Origin of the sequence: Sphaerospermopsis sp. LEGE 00249 (assembly GCF_014299995.1) — a bacterium.
Taxonomy (GTDB): Bacteria; Cyanobacteriota; Cyanobacteriia; order Cyanobacteriales; family Nostocaceae; genus Sphaerospermopsis; species Sphaerospermopsis kisseleviana.
Genome location: NZ_JACJUZ010000001.1, coordinates 131,694 through 150,555, shown reverse-complemented (window position 1 = coordinate 150,555; position 18,862 = coordinate 131,694). Strand labels below are relative to the sequence as shown.

General features: G+C 37.1%; 16 protein-coding genes and 1 pseudogene. 8 read left to right on the top strand and 9 right to left on the bottom strand.

What is annotated here, in order from left to right:
• The first annotated feature begins 587 nt into the window (after nt 1-587).
• Together cysE and H5968_RS00710 are read left to right on the top strand one after the other, a co-directional pair.
• A complete protein-coding gene (cysE, locus tag H5968_RS00715) occupies nt 588-1,340 on the top strand; it encodes a serine O-acetyltransferase (protein WP_187038394.1) in 753 nt (250 codons plus the stop codon).
• A gap of 84 nt (nt 1,341-1,424) precedes the next feature.
• Complete coding sequence (locus tag H5968_RS00710; protein ID WP_187038393.1) at nt 1,425-2,123, top strand: murein L,D-transpeptidase family protein; 699 nt, start codon at nt 1,425-1,427, stop codon at nt 2,121-2,123.
• A gap of 90 nt (nt 2,124-2,213) precedes the next feature.
• On the opposite strand, the gene H5968_RS00705 is transcribed toward H5968_RS00710, so the two are convergent.
• Nucleotides 2,214-2,795, bottom strand: coding sequence for an Npun_F5749 family FMN-dependent PPOX-type flavoprotein (locus H5968_RS00705; RefSeq protein WP_187038392.1), 582 nt, complete (start codon nt 2,793-2,795; stop codon nt 2,214-2,216).
• 141 nt (nt 2,796-2,936) lie between these two features.
• Nucleotides 2,937-3,797 (bottom strand): annotated as a pseudogene (locus H5968_RS00700) (Rpn family recombination-promoting nuclease/putative transposase).
• Between the two features lie 184 nt (nt 3,798-3,981).
• Between H5968_RS00700 and nrdJ the strand changes: the two are divergent.
• Nucleotides 3,982-8,424 carry a ribonucleoside-triphosphate reductase, adenosylcobalamin-dependent gene (nrdJ, locus tag H5968_RS00695; protein ID WP_255426997.1) on the top strand — a complete coding sequence of 1,481 codons (4,443 nt, stop codon included), beginning with the start codon at nt 3,982-3,984 and terminating at the stop codon, nt 8,422-8,424.
• Nucleotides 8,425-8,583: 159 nt separating this feature from the next.
• Here nrdJ and H5968_RS00685 read toward each other — a convergent pair whose 3' ends face one another.
• On the bottom strand, nt 8,584-9,420 hold the full coding sequence (locus tag H5968_RS00685) for a DUF3598 family protein (protein ID WP_187038391.1): 837 nt from the start codon (nt 9,418-9,420) through the stop codon (nt 8,584-8,586).
• Nucleotides 9,421-9,583: 163 nt separating this feature from the next.
• Between H5968_RS00685 and H5968_RS00680 the strand changes: the two genes are divergently transcribed.
• The 4 genes from H5968_RS00680 (at nt 9,584) to H5968_RS00665 (ending at nt 13,308) form a co-directional block, all read left to right on the top strand.
• Complete coding sequence (locus H5968_RS00680; RefSeq protein ID WP_187038390.1) at nt 9,584-9,802, top strand: hypothetical protein; 219 nt, start codon at nt 9,584-9,586, stop codon at nt 9,800-9,802.
• A 364-nt stretch (nt 9,803-10,166) separates the two neighbouring features.
• Nucleotides 10,167-10,448 carry an RNA-binding protein gene (locus H5968_RS00675; RefSeq protein WP_096568063.1) on the top strand — a complete coding sequence of 94 codons (282 nt, stop codon included), beginning with the start codon at nt 10,167-10,169 and terminating at the stop codon, nt 10,446-10,448.
• A gap of 618 nt (nt 10,449-11,066) precedes the next feature.
• On the top strand, nt 11,067-11,636 hold the full coding sequence (locus H5968_RS00670) for a pentapeptide repeat-containing protein (protein WP_096568061.1): 570 nt from the start codon (nt 11,067-11,069) through the stop codon (nt 11,634-11,636).
• A gap of 151 nt (nt 11,637-11,787) precedes the next feature.
• Nucleotides 11,788-13,308 carry an FAD-dependent oxidoreductase gene (locus H5968_RS00665; RefSeq protein WP_370569734.1) on the top strand — a complete coding sequence of 507 codons (1,521 nt, stop codon included), beginning with the start codon at nt 11,788-11,790 and terminating at the stop codon, nt 13,306-13,308.
• 112 nt (nt 13,309-13,420) lie between these two features.
• On the opposite strand, the gene H5968_RS00660 is transcribed toward H5968_RS00665, so the two are convergent.
• From H5968_RS00660 to H5968_RS00650, 3 genes are read right to left on the bottom strand one after another with little or no spacing between them, the layout of a single operon-like run.
• Nucleotides 13,421-13,666, bottom strand: coding sequence for a hypothetical protein (locus H5968_RS00660; RefSeq protein WP_370569733.1), 246 nt, complete (start codon nt 13,664-13,666; stop codon nt 13,421-13,423).
• Between the two features lie 35 nt (nt 13,667-13,701).
• Nucleotides 13,702-13,842, bottom strand: coding sequence for a hypothetical protein (locus H5968_RS00655; RefSeq protein ID WP_187038389.1), 141 nt, complete (start codon nt 13,840-13,842; stop codon nt 13,702-13,704).
• A gap of 20 nt (nt 13,843-13,862) precedes the next feature.
• Nucleotides 13,863-14,714: a DUF72 domain-containing protein gene (locus H5968_RS00650; RefSeq protein WP_187038388.1), complete on the bottom strand. Its 852-nt coding sequence runs from the start codon at nt 14,712-14,714 to the stop codon at nt 13,863-13,865.
• Nucleotides 14,715-14,869: 155 nt separating this feature from the next.
• On the opposite strand from H5968_RS00650, the gene H5968_RS00645 reads away from it, so the two are divergent.
• The gene (locus H5968_RS00645; RefSeq protein ID WP_187038387.1) at nt 14,870-15,313 is read left to right on the top strand and encodes a molybdopterin-binding protein; all 444 of its coding nucleotides are present in this window, start codon (nt 14,870-14,872) and stop codon (nt 15,311-15,313) included.
• A gap of 199 nt (nt 15,314-15,512) precedes the next feature.
• Here H5968_RS00645 and H5968_RS00640 read toward each other — a convergent pair whose 3' ends face one another.
• From H5968_RS00640 to H5968_RS00630, 3 genes are all read right to left on the bottom strand, one after another.
• On the bottom strand, nt 15,513-15,794 hold the full coding sequence (locus H5968_RS00640; protein WP_187038386.1) for a DUF427 domain-containing protein: 282 nt from the start codon (nt 15,792-15,794) through the stop codon (nt 15,513-15,515).
• A 184-nt stretch (nt 15,795-15,978) separates the two neighbouring features.
• Nucleotides 15,979-16,602, bottom strand: a complete 624-nt coding sequence (locus H5968_RS00635; protein ID WP_187038385.1) for an HNH endonuclease — start codon at nt 16,600-16,602, stop codon at nt 15,979-15,981.
• The gene (locus tag H5968_RS00630) at nt 16,599-18,524 is read right to left on the bottom strand and encodes an AAA family ATPase (RefSeq protein WP_187038384.1); all 1,926 of its coding nucleotides are present in this window, start codon (nt 18,522-18,524) and stop codon (nt 16,599-16,601) included. Before H5968_RS00630 ends, H5968_RS00635 begins: the two co-directional genes overlap by 4 nt.
• Between the last annotated feature and the right edge of the window lie 338 nt (nt 18,525-18,862).

The following is an 18,862-nucleotide window of genomic DNA, read 5'->3' as shown; positions in this document are numbered from 1 at the left end:
AATTACTGAGTGAAGGCAAGTCAGTAATATATACCAGCAGTCAGTAGAAACATTCCACCGGAATATTTTTACAGCATTAAAACCTCTTGCTGCATAGCAGAATGAGTTACATTTTTTACTTAATTTACCAACAATATTTAGTATTCAGTAAATCATAAAGTTATTTGTGTAGGCTGGCTGTGGAGAACTGTTAGTTTTGGTAAGAATAATTCCAGAGTTAATGAGACAGAGCAAATCAAATCTTTCATCTAACAAACCCTACCATTTACCTAAATATCCAAAGAGAATTTCCGAAACCTCAGAAATTTCCTCTCTGCACCCTGCACTTTTTTACTTGACTAACACAGCAGATTACAAGTTCCTGAAACTACAAAATCTACTGACAAATTGATGCACCATGACCATTAGACCACTAATTAGAGTAGCAGTTTCCGAATCCTAAACCACAAGGCAACATCTTGTCCGTGATCTGAATCATATAGGCAGGAGAGTGTCAATGAGCCGATACTTCCCAATCACCAATCACCAATTACCAAGTAACGATAAAATGGGAAAGTAGCTTGTTTTGCTTATTGGGTACTATCTAGATGCTATCTACACTGCGTGCCGACTTTCGCATCATTTTTGAACGTGACCCAGCAGCCCGGAATTGGTTAGAAGTCTTGTTTTGCTACCCTGGTTTACAGGCTTTAATCCTTCACAGACTGGCTCACTGGTTGCGTGCTATTGGCATTCCCTTTATTCCCCGGCTCATTTCTCATATTGCTCGGTTTTTAACGGGTATTGAAATTCACCCAGGGGCAGTAATTGGCAGAGGCGTATTTATTGACCACGGTATGGGCGTTGTCATTGGCGAAACCGCCATTATTGGAGACTACGCCCTCATTTATCAAGGCGTTACCCTGGGTGGTACAGGTAAAGAAAGCGGTAAACGTCACCCCACATTAGGTGAAAACGTCGTTGTTGGTGCAGGGGCAAAAGTTTTAGGAAATCTGCAAATAGGTAATAACGTCCGTATCGGTGCAGGTTCAGTAGTTTTAAGAGATGTTCCCTCTGATTGTACCGTTGTCGGGATTCCTGGACGTATTGTTTACCGTTCTGGAGTGAAAGTTTCACCATTGGAACACAACAACCTACCAGACTCAGAAGCTCAAGTAATTCGTACTTTATTAGATCGTATTGAAGCACTAGAAGAAAAAATAGAAACTCTGCAAAATCCCGTCAAAGTTCCGGTTTTAGTAGGTAAATACATTCAAGTAGATGAATTACCAAAAGAGCATAATTTCTGTAATCTTCGAGATAAAACAATACAGGAATTTTTAGACGGTGCTGGGATTTAACCAATGTAATAATTCAGGAATCAGTAGTTAGGAGTCAAAAGTCAGAATATTTATTTGTAGCAGGTTTAAACAAACATACAAATCATGAATACAGAATCAATAACCAAATACCTTAAACAACAGAGAATCCTATTAAACATTATTTTGTTTTTTGTTACTGGTTCTGTATTTTATGGGTTACTCTTGCGTGCAGGTTTGATATTTCCAGTGACAGAAATTGCCGAGGTTTTATGTATGACAAATTGTCAAACAAATCACAAAATACATAAACCTATAATTGGCAATGAATTATTAAATTATGACCAACCAATAGAAAAAATAATTACCGAACCTATTAATAAAGATAAAATATCTATCTTAATTGAAAAATCTCAGCACAGACTAACATTATATTACAATCTCACACCTATTAAATCTTATCCTGTGGTTTTTGGTGCTAACCCCACAGGTGATAAAAAAAGAGAAGGTGACAAAAAAACACCCGAAGGTATTTTACAAATTAAAGACCTTTATCCTCATCCCCAATGGTCAAAATTTATGTGGTTAAATTATCCTAATTCACAATCTTGGAGAAAGCATTTTCAAGCTAAAATCAATGGTGAATTAGCTTGGTATCTTCCTATTGGTGGTGAAGTAGGTATTCATGGTGTACCTGCGGGTGCTGATGAAATGATTGATGCAAAAAATAACTGGACTTTAGGTTGTCCATCTTTAAAAAATAAAGATGTTGATGAATTATATAAAGTTGTTCAGAAAGGTACGATTGTGGAAATTTTACCTTAATGTCAAGAGCAATAGGTGACAGGTGACAGGTGACAGGTGACAGGTGACAGTAATAAAAGAATAGAAGTTATGAGTCTACTACCTGAAGACTTACGGATTGATTTCTTCAAAATCCCATTCTTGATTTTCATCAAGTTTATAAATAGTTCTATTTTGTGGTTCACCCCGCAATTCTAAATAGTCTACTTCGGTAGGTTCAAGTAATAATAAACAAAAGGTTTCTAATGGTTCTAAAGGGTTGGGTGCTGATGGTGTAAATGCTTCTGGTGTTCTTACTCTTTCTTTACCAGGAGTAGGCCAAGCAAATTGTAAACGTGCAGCATCACTTAATTCTTGCCACATTTTTATTCTCGCTGGTTGTAAATGGGGATGAGAATTAAAAGTAACTAAAATTAAATTTCCACTAATACGAAATTGTTCTCTAGAGTTGGGAAAATACCAACAAATTTCTGCTGCTGGTTGTTGTGGTATTTGTTCAGCTTTTGCACTACGAATATCGGTAATAAATTTTAGCTGGTTGGTATCTTCCAGAAAACCACGAAATACTACAGTGCGGTTTGCAGGTAAACCATTTTCTCGCACGGTTGCAAGTTGCACATAACGGGAATAAACTAAACTGCGGTTTTTGTGTAAAGCGCGAGTTATTAAACTTCTCCAAGGTGCTAGGGACATTATTATTACTGTAATATTTTGGTAATTTGATTTTGATTTGTTTGTTCCATAATTATAATTTAAAATCTACTATTTTTGAGATCCCCGACTTATATAAATATTGAATTATCTTGAAAAGTCGGGGTTCTGATCAGTAATAAATTAATCTTGCACTTGACTTAACCAACTTTGTAAATCTTGTAAACTGGTAAAGTCTAACAACGCTTCCCCAAGATTTTCTAAATTGCTCAAAGATAACTGAGCAATATTATTTTTTGCTTCCTCTGGCAACTCTCCCAAACGTCTGGTTAACTGTCGCATGACTAAATTTAAAGCACTCTCTTTGAGTCCTTCTTGTCTTCCTTCCTGTCTTCCTTCTTGTTTAATTTCTTGATAAGCGCGACTTCTTTCTAGTGAAATTCCTAACATGACTTGAACCTCCCGCAAAGTCAAATTTTCAAACCTGTACATCATGATTGTTGTAATCATTTCTAAAATCATCTCTTTTGATGATGATTCTTGATTACTTCTGGTTAATAAATTCCTAGCTGCTGCTGGTGCTTCACTTTCTTTTAATGTCGTCAGTACCATTAATCCTACCCATAGGGGTAATTCTTGAATGTCTCCTAACTCATCTAAATATATTCTATGCACTTGATCGCCATTAAGCAAAGAACGATGGGGAGAAATATCACTTTGTTCTATGTTCCGAGATGGATATATTATAACTGCTTGCTAGTCACTAAATCTATCACGGTTACGGTAGAAATATAAGTGAGATTCGGCAAATAATCGCTCATACAGTTGTTCATCCTTTTGAAACTGCACTTCACTAAAATAAACTGTACCCTTGGTTTCACTTTCTGGAGGTAAAAACACGCCGTCAATTTCAAATTTTGGTTCTTTCACCGCTACAGAATCAAATTTATATAATTCTGCATTTTGAGGTGGGTTTTTCAATAGCTGAAATAAAACATATGGATATTGTTGGAATAGTTTATAAAAAATTGAGTCTCTACGCATTAATTAAATTCCCGATGTATTGGGTTAAGGAAGGTAGGAAGCCTGTTTTGTCGCCATCAAATACAAATATGTTACATATTATACAAAATATTTGAGATCACAAAGTGGTAAATTTAGCAACCTTTCATAATATAACGAGTTGGCGTTATAGTCTTAATCTGTTAGTCAGCAATCAGACTTTATTATGGTTCAAGAATTGCAACGTCAACGCCAGAGTGCATCTTTCCCCGAAACTGCCCCAGCAGCCAACCCTGTATTTTTTAGAACCTACAGCCGTCGTACAGCAGCAGGTTTAAGAGAATCCTGGGACGAAGTGTGCGATCGCACTTTACAAGGTTTAGTAGAGTTAGGCAAACTTACCCAAGAAGAAGCCGCCCTCTTAGATAAAATGCAGCGCAACATGAAATCCCTACCCAGTGGCCGCTGGTTGTGGGTTGGTGGCACCGACTGGTTAAAAAAATCTAAAAACTTTTCTGGTGCTTATAATTGTACTTCTACAAATTTAACAGATTGGAAAGCCTTCGGTTTAATGATGGATCTGGCCATGATGGGTTGTGGTACAGGTGCTATTATCGAACCGCAGTATATTAATCAATTGCCCCCTATCCGTAATCGCTTAAATGTTACCATTACAGGTGAAGTTGGCCGTACACCTGTAGAACAGCGTCGAGAATTTACAGAAACCGATATACAAGGTAACACTGTTACTATTCACGTCGGAGATAGTCGGGAAGGTTGGGTAAAATCCTATCAAACCCTGTTAGAACTTTCTACCGATGAACGCTTCAGTTCGACTTCGCTCACTGACCATACCGATGACGTTCAGGTAATTGTAGATATTAGTGATGTACGTCAGTCTGGGGAAACCCTCAAAGGTTTTGGTGGTGTCGCTAACCCTGTAAAATTGCCTGGTTTGTATGAACGCTGCGCCTCTATCCTGAATAAAGCTTTAGGTAGACAGTTAACCTCTGTGGAATGCTGTTTATTAATTGATGAAGCTGCTGTATCAATTGTTGCCGGGAATATCCGGCGCTGTTTACCTGAAAATGCCCTAGTGCATACAGAAACCGGTTTAGTTCCCATTGCTAAAGTGAGAATAGGCGATCGCGTCCTCACCAGCAAAGGGTTCTATCCTGTTACTAACTTCTTCACTCAAGGAGAACAGTCACTTTGTCGCATTCAAACCCAAGATGGTAGTTTTGAATGTACGGCAGATCATAAAGTTGCTGTATTGACCGATGTGTACGGCAATTACAAAATGGTCAAAGCCAAAGATTTGCAACCAGGCGATCGCCTAATATTCATACCACAAGCCATTCCCGGAACAGCCACCGAACTACCAGAATTTCGCGGTAAAATCACAGGCAAAACCAAACCCATCACCATACCCGCATTAACCCCCGATGTTGCTTACTTCATCGGTTATTTACACGGCGACGGTTCAGTTAGTAGTGATGGTAGTAGAGTCAGATTCAGGGTACATGAAAACAGTCCCCAAATTTTAGAACATTTAATTGCTGTTGGGCGAGAATTTGGTTTAGACACACACACCCTGAGAACTCCTGAACAATGTCAAACCAAAGCCTACGAACTGCAATTTAATTCAGCAGCTTTAAATCAATATTTGGGATTATTCAAAAAACCATCTCAACCATTAAACGTTCCCGACTGTATTCTCTTAGGTAAAGCAGACATTCGCCAAGCTTACCTAGCCGGTCTTGCTGATGCTGATGGATGTCATTCTCAAGGCGTTTTAGTTGCTTCCGTGCAACAGCGATTTTTACAGCAAGTTCAAGCCTTGTACGCATCCTTGGGCATTACCACCCGTTTATGTAGTTCAATTCGCAAACGTACAGGCAAATGGGAAGGGGAATTAGTTACAGTTGGTGAAACAGCATATCAATCTGTAAACAACTGCTTTGACAAATATTCTCTGCAACATTCCCACCAAAAACGCCAAACCCCCAAATCATTTAAAGATCATGGTTTCCCGCAAACTATGGTACGTCCCATTATTAACTCCTACCAATATCACTGGAGTAATAACCAGGAACAAATGGTACTCCCTACATTAAGAAAATACCTTCCCGAAGCAACCGACTTAGTACCAGTCAAAGTTGTGGGGGTTGATTTTGATGTAAGGACTGCACCTACTTATGATATTGAAGTTGCCACAGTCCATGAATTTGTCTGTGAAGGTATTTTAGTTTCTAACAGTGCCGGCATGAGACAATTCGTCGCAGAAGACCAACAAGGAGCAACTGCAAAAGATAACCTCTGGCAACAAGACACAGAAGGTAACTGGCGCATAGATCCAGAGCGCGACGCTTTACGTATGGCCAACCACACAAGAGTATTTCACCGCAAACCCACCCTAGAAGAATCTATTGCCGCAGTGCAAAAGCAGTATTACAGTGGTGAAGGTGCAATTCAATGGGCTGGTGAAGCGGTGGCAAGAGCTAATATTGATTTACTCAACACCCCAGAACTGAAAAAAGACTTCCTGCAAGCTTACGAACAAGGAAAAGCTAAAGCATGGATACAAGAACGTCACCCAAATATTGATGATCAAGAATTAGAACACCGATTAGGCCGCTACGGGCTTAATCCGTGTGGTGAAATCATAGGTACTAATTTCCACTGTAACTTGGCTGAGGTACACTTAAACCAACTAGATCCCGACAACTACAAAGAACAAGAGGAAGCATTTACAGCCGGTGCTTTATCTGTTGCTGCATTGTTAAACCATCAGTTCCAAGAACCCCGCTATCAATATAGTCGGGAACTAGATCCCATTGTTGGCGTTTCCTTCACTGGTTTATTTGACTTCTTCGTTCACGCTTTTGGTGTGGACTGGTTGCGCTGGTGGGAACAAGGAAGGCCAGAAACCGAAGAAGGTTTAATATTTAGACGTGGTGAGCAAAAATACCTGAGCAAATGGCGAGAAATAGTACATCAAGCTGTTTGGGAATATTGCGATAAACACGGGATTAAACGCCCTAACCGTTGTACTACAGTGCAGCCTAGCGGGACAAAATCTTTATTAACAGGTGCTAGTTCTGGTTGGCATCCCCCAAAAGCGCAAAGATTTATTCGCCGGATCACTTTCCGTAAAAATGACCCCGTAGCCTTAGCTTGTATAGATTACGGCTATAATGTCATACCTTCTCAGTCTGATAAAGATGAAAACGGTAACTTATTAAATGACCCGTTTGACCCCCGTTGTACAGAGTGGTTGGTAGAAATTCCCGTTGCTGTTTCTTGGGCAGATTTACCAGGTGCAGATGCAATTGATGTATCTAAGTTTTCTGCATTGGCACAGTTAGACTTTGTTATGCAAGTGCAAAAATTCTACACAAGGCACAATTGTTTCCATCGGGATACTCGCTTTATCACACGTCATGGAATTTTTTCCTTTAATGACTTTGAACCAGGCGACAAGGTGGAAGTGATTAATGCTAATGGTAACTGGTCTATTGCTACTGTGGTATGCACATCAAGCCCTCGCACTATGTATCGTATAACTTTGCAAAGAGCATCAGACATCCACGAAGAGAGACTTGTACAAATTGTATCAACGGAAGATCATCGTTGGAAGACTTTTCGTCGTACAGGCGGCAGACTGGTAGAAGAAGTAACTTTGACACAAGACCTGACGTTAGAACATAAAATACCAGATATTTTGCTTTCCTATCTGCCGAACCTAGATGTTTCTGGTATCCAACATGGCATTGTTTTAGGCGATGGAACAAGGCGTAAAGATACGGGTGCTTGTCAAGTATATCTGTGTGGAGAAAAACGAGAACTGGGACGATACTTTCCAAGAAGGATGGAGCGTGATGATATTAATCAAACTCGTGTGACCCTTCTGCCCAGTTATTACAAGGAACTCCCCAGTATTGATGCAGATGAGTCTTATCTTTATGGATTCATTGCTGGACTTTTGGCTACTGATGGAAATGTTTGTGGTACTTGTATTTCATTAAGTACAGGCCGGGCTGAACTAGTTGATTGGCTAAAGCAGGTTTGTCCAAAACTTGGTTTGGTTATTTCTAGTATTTATATACAGAAACCTAGTGGGTATGAAAATTCAAAAGGTGCATATTCAGTTCGTTTCATCCGCTCTTCAGTTCACGATTCATTGATCTTGCGTGATTTTCACCGTCAGAAACTCAAACCATCTTGTTTCTCTAAGAAGTGGAAAGTCTTGTCTGTGGAAAAATTAGATTTTCAGGAATATGGCTGGTGTGTTATGGAACCAGAAACTAACCAGTTTGCGTTAGAACATAATATTCTTACTTACAATACTTCTGCGACTTTAGAATTACGTTCTGAAGAGGTTGAAGCTTTGGGAACACGCATTTATGAAGCCATTCAAAAGGATGAGGGTTACATTTCCGCAGCGTTGTTAGCGCGGTTTGATGACATTCAAACTTTCCCCCGTTTACCCTTTGAACCCATAGATAAAGAGACTTATGAGCGTTTATCTCAGGAAGTAAAAGCGAGACGGAAAACGGATGATTTTTGTGGTGCTTTGAGTCGTTATGATCTAGGGGAAATGTCAGAAGCAGGACCTAGCGGTTGTGACTCTGATAAGTGTATGTTCCCAGAACAGTCACCCACATAAGGAGTTCAGGAGTTCAGGAGTTATTCTCGTTCCCATACTCTGTATGGGAATGAATTTCTGAAGGCTCTGCCTTTACCTCAATTTCGAGTCAGAGACTCTGTACTGCATTCCCAGTCTGGAGACTGGGAACGAGAATTTTTAATTTTTAATTTTTAATTTTTAATTTTTAATTTTTAATTCAACTACATGAGTTGAACTTATCCATTCTCCCTTTTCGCTATAACTGCGAATTAATCTTTGTCTTTCATTATCTCTCACTAACCAACCAGCTTCTACAAAAAAGGGTTTTCTTAGTTCTAGTTTTACGGGAACATTACTAGAAATTCCATCAGGTAATAATAGGATTTCTCTGATATTTCTCTCTTTTTCAAATATCAGTTTATTACCTGCTATTTGGGCTTGTGAGGTAATAGTATAACCCGCAAAAGTTAGTGTTTGTTCTAAATATCCGTTGTCTAGTTCTTTGATTTCTAAATAACTGGTATTTGTTTCTGACGGTCTGAGGTCTGAATATACTGTGTGCGCTTGACCTTCCCATTTACCAATTAGTTGTTCTACTGTCAATGGTGGTCTTTCTTTGGCTTCTGTACCAGTTCTAAATTCTCTAATTAAGGTTAAATTACTAAATTTTCCTTGTTTGTCAAATAATTGCACTAAGCGCGATCGTCTATTTTCATCTATAAAGCCATATTCTGCACCAAATTCTGTAAACGGTGCTAGTTGTAATGTTCCTTTGGCAAACGCACCTGTGTTAAAAAATATGTTTTCTTTGGCTAAAGAACGATATTCTTGTTGATAATCTTGAATGGGAGAACTATAATAATTATTACTATCAAAACGACGTAATCTAAACAGTACAGCTTGGTTATTATCAATGGCTTCTAAGTTTAAAATGCTAGGCGTAGATTTTAATATTTCTCCCTGGGGGGATATTTGAGTAAATGAACCCCTCCACTCACCTATATTTTTGATAAAGTTTTCCCAGTTGCTTGTCATAGCTTAATAAATTTCAATTCAATTAATTTGTTGTGGATTGAAAAAATCATAACTATTATACATCTTAATATTATTAAATTTGTTTATTGTCACTTATTAGCCAGTATCTGTTAAAATTGATGAAGAATTAATAATTTTTTTACGGCAATACTTGGAGAGTGTAATGTTTAATAGTGAATTGTCTCCTCTATTTAAAGAACTTGCCCAGCATCCAGTGTCATTTATGGGTGGGTTTGTTTCTGGTGTCCTCCGACTTAACCTAGCTGATGATCCTGTTAGAAGTTGGCTAGATCAACATATTACTTCAGCCAACTTCCCCAAAACAGCCACTGAAGTCCAGAATGGCAAAGCCTCTGGCCCTCAGCAAATTTCAATTGATTAATCAATTATAAACCGTTAACATTTCAACGTTAACGGTTTATAATTGCTAAAATGTAGTTAGATTACCGCAGCTTGTTAGCAATAAATTCTGTTAAATTATCCAATAGATCAAAGCATATAATTTTATATTATAATTCTTTGTAAATTCTCATACTTTGGAAAATGTCATAATCAGTTATCATAATGAGCAGATGGGTATGTTCAGTCTGGTGGCAGGTTGAGTAGTGAACTAGTATAATTGATGACTAATCTCCTACAATTTTTGTCATACATGAATCCAAGGCAACGGGAGCAATGCTTAAAATTTGCTGAGTTCCAGTTTCCATCTGAACTATCGCTTTTTGTTGAAAATTACGTGACTCATAATGACTATCTACGTTGGAAATCTCTCTTACCGCGCAACCGAAGCAGACTTAAAAGCCGTGTTTGCTGATTATGGCGAGGTCAAAAGAGTTGTTTTACCTACTGACCGCGAAACCGGAAGGATGCGCGGATTTGCTTTTGTTGACATGATCGAAGATGCACAAGAAGATGCTGCTATCACAGAATTGGATGGTGCAGAATGGATGGGTCGTCAACTAAGAGTGAATAAAGCAAAACCACGAGAGGATGATCGACGAGGTAGTTGGTCTAAAAAAGAATATTAATAATATAGAAGTCTTATCCTAGCAGATTGTTTCTATTTATGCAAGTAAGCGATCGCTAAAATCCAGCTAGAAACAATTGCCAATCACACAACGCTATATAATTATGCCCGACTAGAGATTCATTGCAGACAAATGTTAAGACTAGTCGGTTTTTTTATAGCAAATTCAGTCTTGATTATTCCAGCCAAAATTTCTGTATAAAGTCCCTCAACTTGTTTGATATTGGTGACAAATCCTAACAGATTTTTAGCATTTGTGGAAAAGTGATTTTTTTATAGGTACTATATATATAGATATATAGTCATCCTCAATGATTTCTCAACACTTTCTATTACCTATTTCCTGTTTATTGCCCTCATGAGTCAGTATGGCTACTTCATACAAGGTATAAACACTCAAACTTTTGATGTAGCTACATTTATATTGGCAAAATTCGGATGCTCCCAATATCAATGTTATCAGTAGCATTCATTATATTGATCAATTTGAGGTCACTAAAATAGTTAATATATTTGAGATTTTAGTTTTAATAATTGTATTTATTTTGGTATTTTTCTTAAATAAATTTTCGCCAAATACAAGTTAAATCTTGCAACTAAGTACAAATAACTCAAAACTATGGATATTCAAGAACTATTAACTAGGTATGCCAGAGGAGAAAGAAGCTTTAACGGTATTGCATTACCTTCCGCAAACCTACAAGGAGCTAACTTGGGTGGTATAGACTTTGGTAGAGCAGACCTCAGAGGTGCAAACCTCACCGCAGCATCTTTGAGTGGAGCAAATTTAAGTAAAGCAAATCTCAGAGGTGCAACACTAGAAAATGCTAATTTATCAGAAGTGATTCTTTGTGGTGCTGATTTAACTCAAGCTATACTAACTAATTCCCATTTAAATGAATCAGACCTTAGTGGAGCTTTATTAACTGGTGCAGATTTATGTGATGCTAATTTACATCAAGCATCAATCACAGCCGCCAACTTACAAGGTGCAAATTTAAGTGGTGCAAAAATGGGAGGTGTGCGGATGTGGAAGGCAAATTTACAAGGCGCAAATTTAACCGGCGCTGATTTAAGTGAAGCTAATCTGTGTGAGGTAAATTTGACCAGAGCTAATTTAAACGCCACAGATATGAGTGAAGCTTTTTTAACAGGTGCTATTATGCCCGATGGCAGTATTCATAGTTAATAAAGAGACAGGAGGCAGAATTTTGGATTTTGGATTTTGGATTGTTTTTGCCAATTCCAATCTAAAATCTAAAATCTAAAATCTAAAATCTAAAATTTTCTTTCCCTGTTCCCTGCTCAAACCGATATGATAACTATCTGTACAGAAAAACATGGGTGCAAAAATGTCAGAATTACAACAAAAACGGGTAGTAGTTATCGGTGCTGGTTGGGCGGGTTTAGGGGCAACCTATCATTTAGCAAAACAAGGTTATGATGTCACACTTTTAGAAGCAGGACCATATCCTGGTGGTTTGGTAGCAGGTTGGCAAACCTCAGCAGGAAAATCTGTAGAAGCCGGTATTCATGGATTTTGGTATCCTTACAGAAATATATTTTCTCTCATCAATGAATTAGAAATAAACCCCTTTACAACTTGGACTCGTTCTGCTCAATATTCTCCCGCAGGTTTAGAAGTTGAATCACCAATTTTTCAAGATTTACCCAGACTCCCAACCCCATTAGGAACTTTTATTTACCCGCAATTTCAAAGATTACCATTAATTGACAGACTCAGCGCCTTACCTTTACTTTATAGCTTAATTGATTTTGATAATTCTCATGATGCTTGGCAAAGATATGATTATATAACTGCCCGTGAATTATTCAAAACTTTTGGTGTTTCCGCCAGACTTTATAAAGAAGCATTTGAACCTATGTTATTAGTGGGTTTATTTGCCCCTGGTGAACAATGTTCAGCAGCAGCAACTTTAGGAATGTTATATTATTTTATCCTCGCTCACCAACCAGATTTTGATGTAGTTTGGTGTCGGGGAACAGTAGGCGAAAAAATCTTTCGTCCTTGGGTGCAGAAGATAGAAAAGTTAGGGGCGAAAGTTTTAGCTAAACATCGAGTTACAGATGTAATTGTCGGTGGTAATAATCAGATTAAAGGTGTAGTTTGTGGTGATCAAGTTTTTGATGCTGATGCCGTGATTTTTTCTGTAGGAATTACAGGAATGAAAAAAATTGTTGCTAATAGTCCTAGTTTACAACATTATGCAGAATTTAGAAATATCAGCAATTTAGGAGCAATAGATGTATTAGCGACTCGGTTATGGTTTGACAGAAAAATCAATATTCCTCGTCCTTCTAATGCTTGTTTTGGATTTGATAATACAACCGGATGGACTTTTTTTGATTTGAATGCTTTGCATGATGAATATAAAAATCAAACCGAAACAGTTGTAGAAGTTGACTTTTATCATGCCAATCAATTTTTACATTTAAGTGATGAGGAAATTGTCAAAATAGTTCAAGGTTATTTAGCAACTTGTGTACCAGAATTTAAAGAAGCAAAAGTAATTGATAGTAGCGTCATTCGTTTAGCAAATGCAGTTACACATTTTTCACCTGGTAGTTATCAGAATATGTTACCAGCTAAAACCAGTTTGAATAATGTATTTATGAGTGGTGATTGGATTATTAACCGTCACGGTTCATGGTCACAGGAAAAAGCCTTTGTTACAGGTTTGGAAGCTGCAAATTTAGCAATTGATTATTTAGGAACAGGGAAAAAAGCAAATATTTTACCTATAGAACAAGATGAACATCATATACAAATAGCGAGAAATGTGAATCAAGCTATCCGTGATGTGGGTAAATCAATTTTACCTAATTTTTGGTTGCCTTAATTTGCTTAATTTGCTTAATTTGCTAAATTAGATCCCCTAGATCCCCGACTTTTTTTATTATCATGTCCATAAATTTTGACTGAATTGCAGAAGTCGGGGATTTTGGTATCAATTATGATCCTTGAATTGATTTTTGTATTTCCTCAACTTGCTCAATAGATAACTCTGTAACTTGAGCAATTTGTGGTAAACTCATACCAATTCTTAGTAAATTGATTGCTACATTCCTAGCTTTTTCAGCTTTACCTTCAGCTTTACCTTCTTCGAGAATTTCTTGGTAAATTACAGACTCGCGCATAATTTCACTCCTGAAAATCTTCCTGATCACTTGTTTATCTAAAACTAACCCTGCTAACACGCTACTAGCAGCAGCTATATTTCTTTGTTGCTAATTTATCTTGTTCCCAGTCTCCAGACTGGGAATGCTTTGATAGAGTCTCTGACTCGACTAAAATAGAAGTCAGATTCTTCTGTAAATTCATTCCCATACTCTGTATGGGAAAGAGAAATAACAGATTTAATATTAGCTTTCATTCCTATGATCTGTCACCTACTTACCATAAACTCAGTTGATTACTATTACTAATAGTATTCCAAGGTAAAGGCGGAACTTCTACACCATTTTCCTCTAATAATTGTTGAAAATAACGCGCATTATTAGGAGACATATCCTCTGTAGGACAATGTACAAACAAATAAATTTTAATTCCCTCTGATAACCACTTTTTAATATATGTCACCCATTCATTCATAAATTGCTCATTCATAGATAAACGGGGATGGGAAATAAACCGAATTAATGTAAAATTGGCAGTGACAGAAAATTGTACTGGTAATTGTGGTTTACGTCTTTCTGATGCTAATTGTGGATCATCTTCCCCAGAATACACAGGACGAGTATCTAATAAAACTCTACCAACTCCTAAATTTTCTAACAAAGTTGTTAAATTACTCAAATGAGGTTCTTTAAACCAGTCACCATGTCTCACCTCTAATGCTAAAGGTACATCTTGACGTGGCCATGCTTCCAGGAATGTCTGCAAGTCATCCAGTAACGCAGGTGAGTAACTCGGTGGTAGTTGGGCAAACATTGGACCCAAACGCTTACCTAATGGTTGCATTCTCTTTAAAAATGCTAACGCTTCAGGAGTATGGGGTTGCAGTAATTGTTGATGGGTAATATCTCGCGGTAACTTTAGGCAAAACTCAAACCCCGGAGGTGTTTCTGTCATCCAACGAGTAACAGTTTCCGGGTTAGGAACAGCGTAAAAAGTGGTATTACCTTCTACCGTGGTAAAACGACGACTGTAAAGATGCAAAAAGTCCGTGGTGCGAGTTCCAGAGGGGTAAAGTTCGCCCACCCAACCTTTATAAGCCCAAACTGCACAACCGATGAAAAATTTCACAAAACCAGTTCACAAAACCAAATACTATCTGATCTGATTTAATTCTATAACTAGGTATTGGGTTTGATGATTAATTTTTGCCACTACCTGCTAGGATTGTATCAAGATTCTATAATAATGAGTACCAAATAAATTGGTATATTTTTGGTAAACTTATGCCCAGAAAAGAACAAGGTTGGGTAACATTCCAAACCTCAGAGGAAGAACGGAAGATTTTAGAAGAGTTCTGTCAACACTCTCAGCGCACTAAAACTGAGATTTTGCGGGAACTGGTGCGGGGGTTAAATCAAAAACCTGCTGCATCTGCACCCACAATATCACAACCAACCCCCCAACAGAAAGTAGAAACCCAGAATGTTGAGATAGAAAATATTATTCCCAAGAAACCATTAAAAGTTAGTTCTCGTAATGTTTTAAAAGGAGTAGTTAAACGAGTCACTACGGGAACGGTTAACAGTGAAATAACTTTAGAAATTGTACATAAAGTTGAATTAACTTCAATCATTACTAAAGTATCCGCAGAGGAATTAGGATTAGTTGAAGGTGCAGAAGCTTATGCTGTGATTAAATCAAATGATATTGTCATTGCTAAAGATTAAATGTCAGCATTCAGCTATCAGTAATCAGTAATCAGCTTAAACCTATAATGTGGTTAGGTTAAGCATTAAATCAAAAAGTTGCCCAATTTTACGATAGACATTTACTTCCTAAAAATTAGTCGGTTTTAACCGACTTTAGCTATTAGACAGGGAATTTATTCCCTGGCTAAATAAATGGCTATGGTAATTTAATGTTATTCTATGCTTCCACCTTCACACCCTTCCAGAAAGCAATATAACCTTCTATATTTTTCGCTTTCTCTTTGGTGCTGGGATAGTACCAAGCTGCATCTTTGTTAACTTGTCCATCTACTTCAATGGTGTAGTAACTCGCAACTCCTTTCCAAGAACAAGTGGTGTGAGTATCACTGTCTTTGAAATATTGTTTGTTAATAGCGTCAGCAGGAAAGTAATGGTTTCCTTCTACGACTACGGTTTTATCGCTTTCGGCTAAAATAGCGCCATTCCAAGTTGCTTTCATAGTGAGGATTGAAAAAAAAGTTAACAATTCTTATTGTGACACCTAAATTGAGAATTTGAACTCATAAATTCTTCCCCATTTTTCCTATGATCTTTTTTTGTTGTCGCTAATGATACATTAATCAACCATCCGTAAAAAGCTAGAAAATATATAAAAAGCTGACAATAATTTTATATATATAAAATTATCTCACGCCCATAATATATGCTATTTTTTCTACTTCTACTAAACCTTGACGTTCTAATTCATAAGCAATAAAGGGATATCTTCTTTTCAAAAAGTCTAAAGAATACTCGTTTTTACAATAATCTACCAGCTTATCTGAACGCCCCAATCGCCACGTTTCTTCATTAAGTTTTAGTTCTTTAATTGTATAAATTACTCTTTTTTTTAGTGGTTCTAAAAGATTAGGATTAGGTTTAATAACCATAGAAGGAAAATCAAGAATAAAACTATCTATCGGTAAGAAAAAAGGATCTATAATCTCTTCTTTTGTTCCTTTGTTAGAGTTAATTTTTGAGCAAATAAGGCGGAAATTATCCCATTCATAAGCTAGTTCAGGTTTAACACTTTTAGGAATAAAATGATCAACTGCTGGACTACCTGTTTGATAAGGAATCCACTCTGCAGAATATACACAAATATGATTACAAGCTTTGTATAAATCCGGTAATGCCCTCCGCCAATAATCACGATTTGTCCAATCTTTTTTTTCAGGATTAGGAACTTTACTTAAAAATTCTTCACCTTTTTTTCTAACTTTTTCATCAAAATCATCAGGTTCAGGCTGGGGTTTAATCGGAATCACAAATCTACTCCATGCTGTTCTGCAAAATAAACCCACCTTGGCCAAAATCTATCATCTTCTGATAAATACCTTGCCAAATCATTTGATACTCTTGCCACATCTTCCGAATTTGGATTATCTGATAATTGTAAAACTTTTGCTGCTTCTATAGCCTTCTCTGCTTCCAAAGAACGCGCATGACGCAATTTGAAAACATCAGACATTAACCAAGAGTCTACCACACCTTGACGGATAAAAGGAAGTTCTTCAATTTGGACTTCATTCCCTAATAAATCGCTTTTCACCAGTTCTAGACTAAATAGCTTATCAACTCTTTCATCAAATCTAGGTTCTACAGATGCCATAACTAGAGGAGAATGAGTAGCAACCATAATTTGCACTTGTAAATCAGATGCTAAATCATCTCTCACATCTAACAAAGCAGGTAAAATAGCCCTTTGCCATTGGGGGTGAAGATGTGCTTCTAATTCATCTACTAAAATAACCATTCTCTTCTGTGGTTCTCTGCGGATCAGTTTTGATTGAATTTTATGTTCTTCCCAAGCCCAAACTATTAAATATGCCATTGTAATTATCCTCTGTACTCCTGCGGAAGCATGAATAATGGAAACAGTTCCATAAGGATGTTCTATGGTGGGAATTTCTCTAGCATCATAAGGAAGTCTGACAGGTTCACCTGGTTTTAAAATTCCTAAATCTCCTTCAGAGGGAGGTGATAAACGTGCTAATACTTCTTCTAAGGTATTAAATGGATATTTATCTGGTCTACTTTGCCATTGAGTCCAATCTTGTAATAATCCATTAATAAAAGTATTGCCATTTTCATCTTTCTGACCATTCCATAACTCCTCTTTTGTAAACACAAAAGGAAGTGGTTTTTTATCAATATTTCTAATACGTGATGAAGATGATAAATATTGTTTTGCTGTGTCCCATACGGCAAAAGAACCATCTACTCTGGCATAAATTAAAAGACCTGGAATAGTTGAGCGATTTTTAATTTCATTCCATCTTTGAAGTTGCCAATCATAAGAAATACTCTCTGTATCAGATTCAGAATCTCCAGAAATTGTGAATGTAATTACAGGTTCATCTTCAGTTACAGTTGGCATTGGATATGCTGGTAAATTTGCCCACTGTCCAGTTAAAGCCCACCACACACATTCTAGTAAAAAAGTTTTACCTAATCCATTATCACCTGTAATTAAGCTCAGTCGTTCTGCTGGTTCAAAACAAAGTTTTTTGGCAGCACCTACACCTTGTATTTCTAAATAAGTTAAAGTACCTTCTTCTGGTAGAATATCTGGAGGTTTACCAATAACAGTTTTTAATTCTTGCCAAGAAACTACTGTATCTTGAAAAAGCTGATTTCGGTTAATTCCTTCAGGAATTGAAATATCAAATAATTGATGGATTTCTTCCTCATTCAACCAAAAATCATTTTTAAAATGTTCAATAATATCTTCTGGTGTTGTTTCAGATGACCATTCTTTTTCACGATATAGCCAAACCGCTAAATGAAAAGCAGGAATTAGTTTTTTATTATATAACAAATATTTTAAAAATCCAATATATTTATCTTTCCATCCCCATTCTTCTTCTAGGATTTTATCAGAGATCAATGCTTCTATAAATAGCGTTATATGAATATCCTTTATGATAGACTTGACATATTTGTCAAGGTTCAACCATCTATCTTGATTTTTTGATAAACGGAAACATCTATAAGAAAATTTAGATCCTTTACAGGGTTGATAGTATCTTTCTAAGAAATCTTTAATTTCCGAATATAAAGATAATTTAATAGTAGTACCTACTGGCAATTGTAATTGCTTAAATTTTAAAAAAGTAATTCCCGAAAAAGAATCTACCTTTTCCAAATATTTAAGAGACTCTCTAATCTGTTCAATACTAATAAACATGAGTTTATCCAGTTCACTTTTTTAAATTAATCTGAAGAAATTACAGGTTAAATTCTTTCACAAGATAGTAAAATTCAAAAACCAGGGTAATTACTGATAAAATCCTCATCTTCATCTTGTAGATCCTAAAATACTGTACTTCGACTTACTTCGACTTACTTCGACTGCGCCCTTCGACACCGCCCTTCGACACCGCCCTTCGACACCGCCCTTCGACACCGCCCTTCGACACCGCTCAGGACAGGCTCAGGACAGGCTCAGGACAGGCTCAGGACAGGCTCAGGACAGGCTCAGTACAAGTCGCTCAGTAACCAGAAATCCTGATATGGCTAACGCCA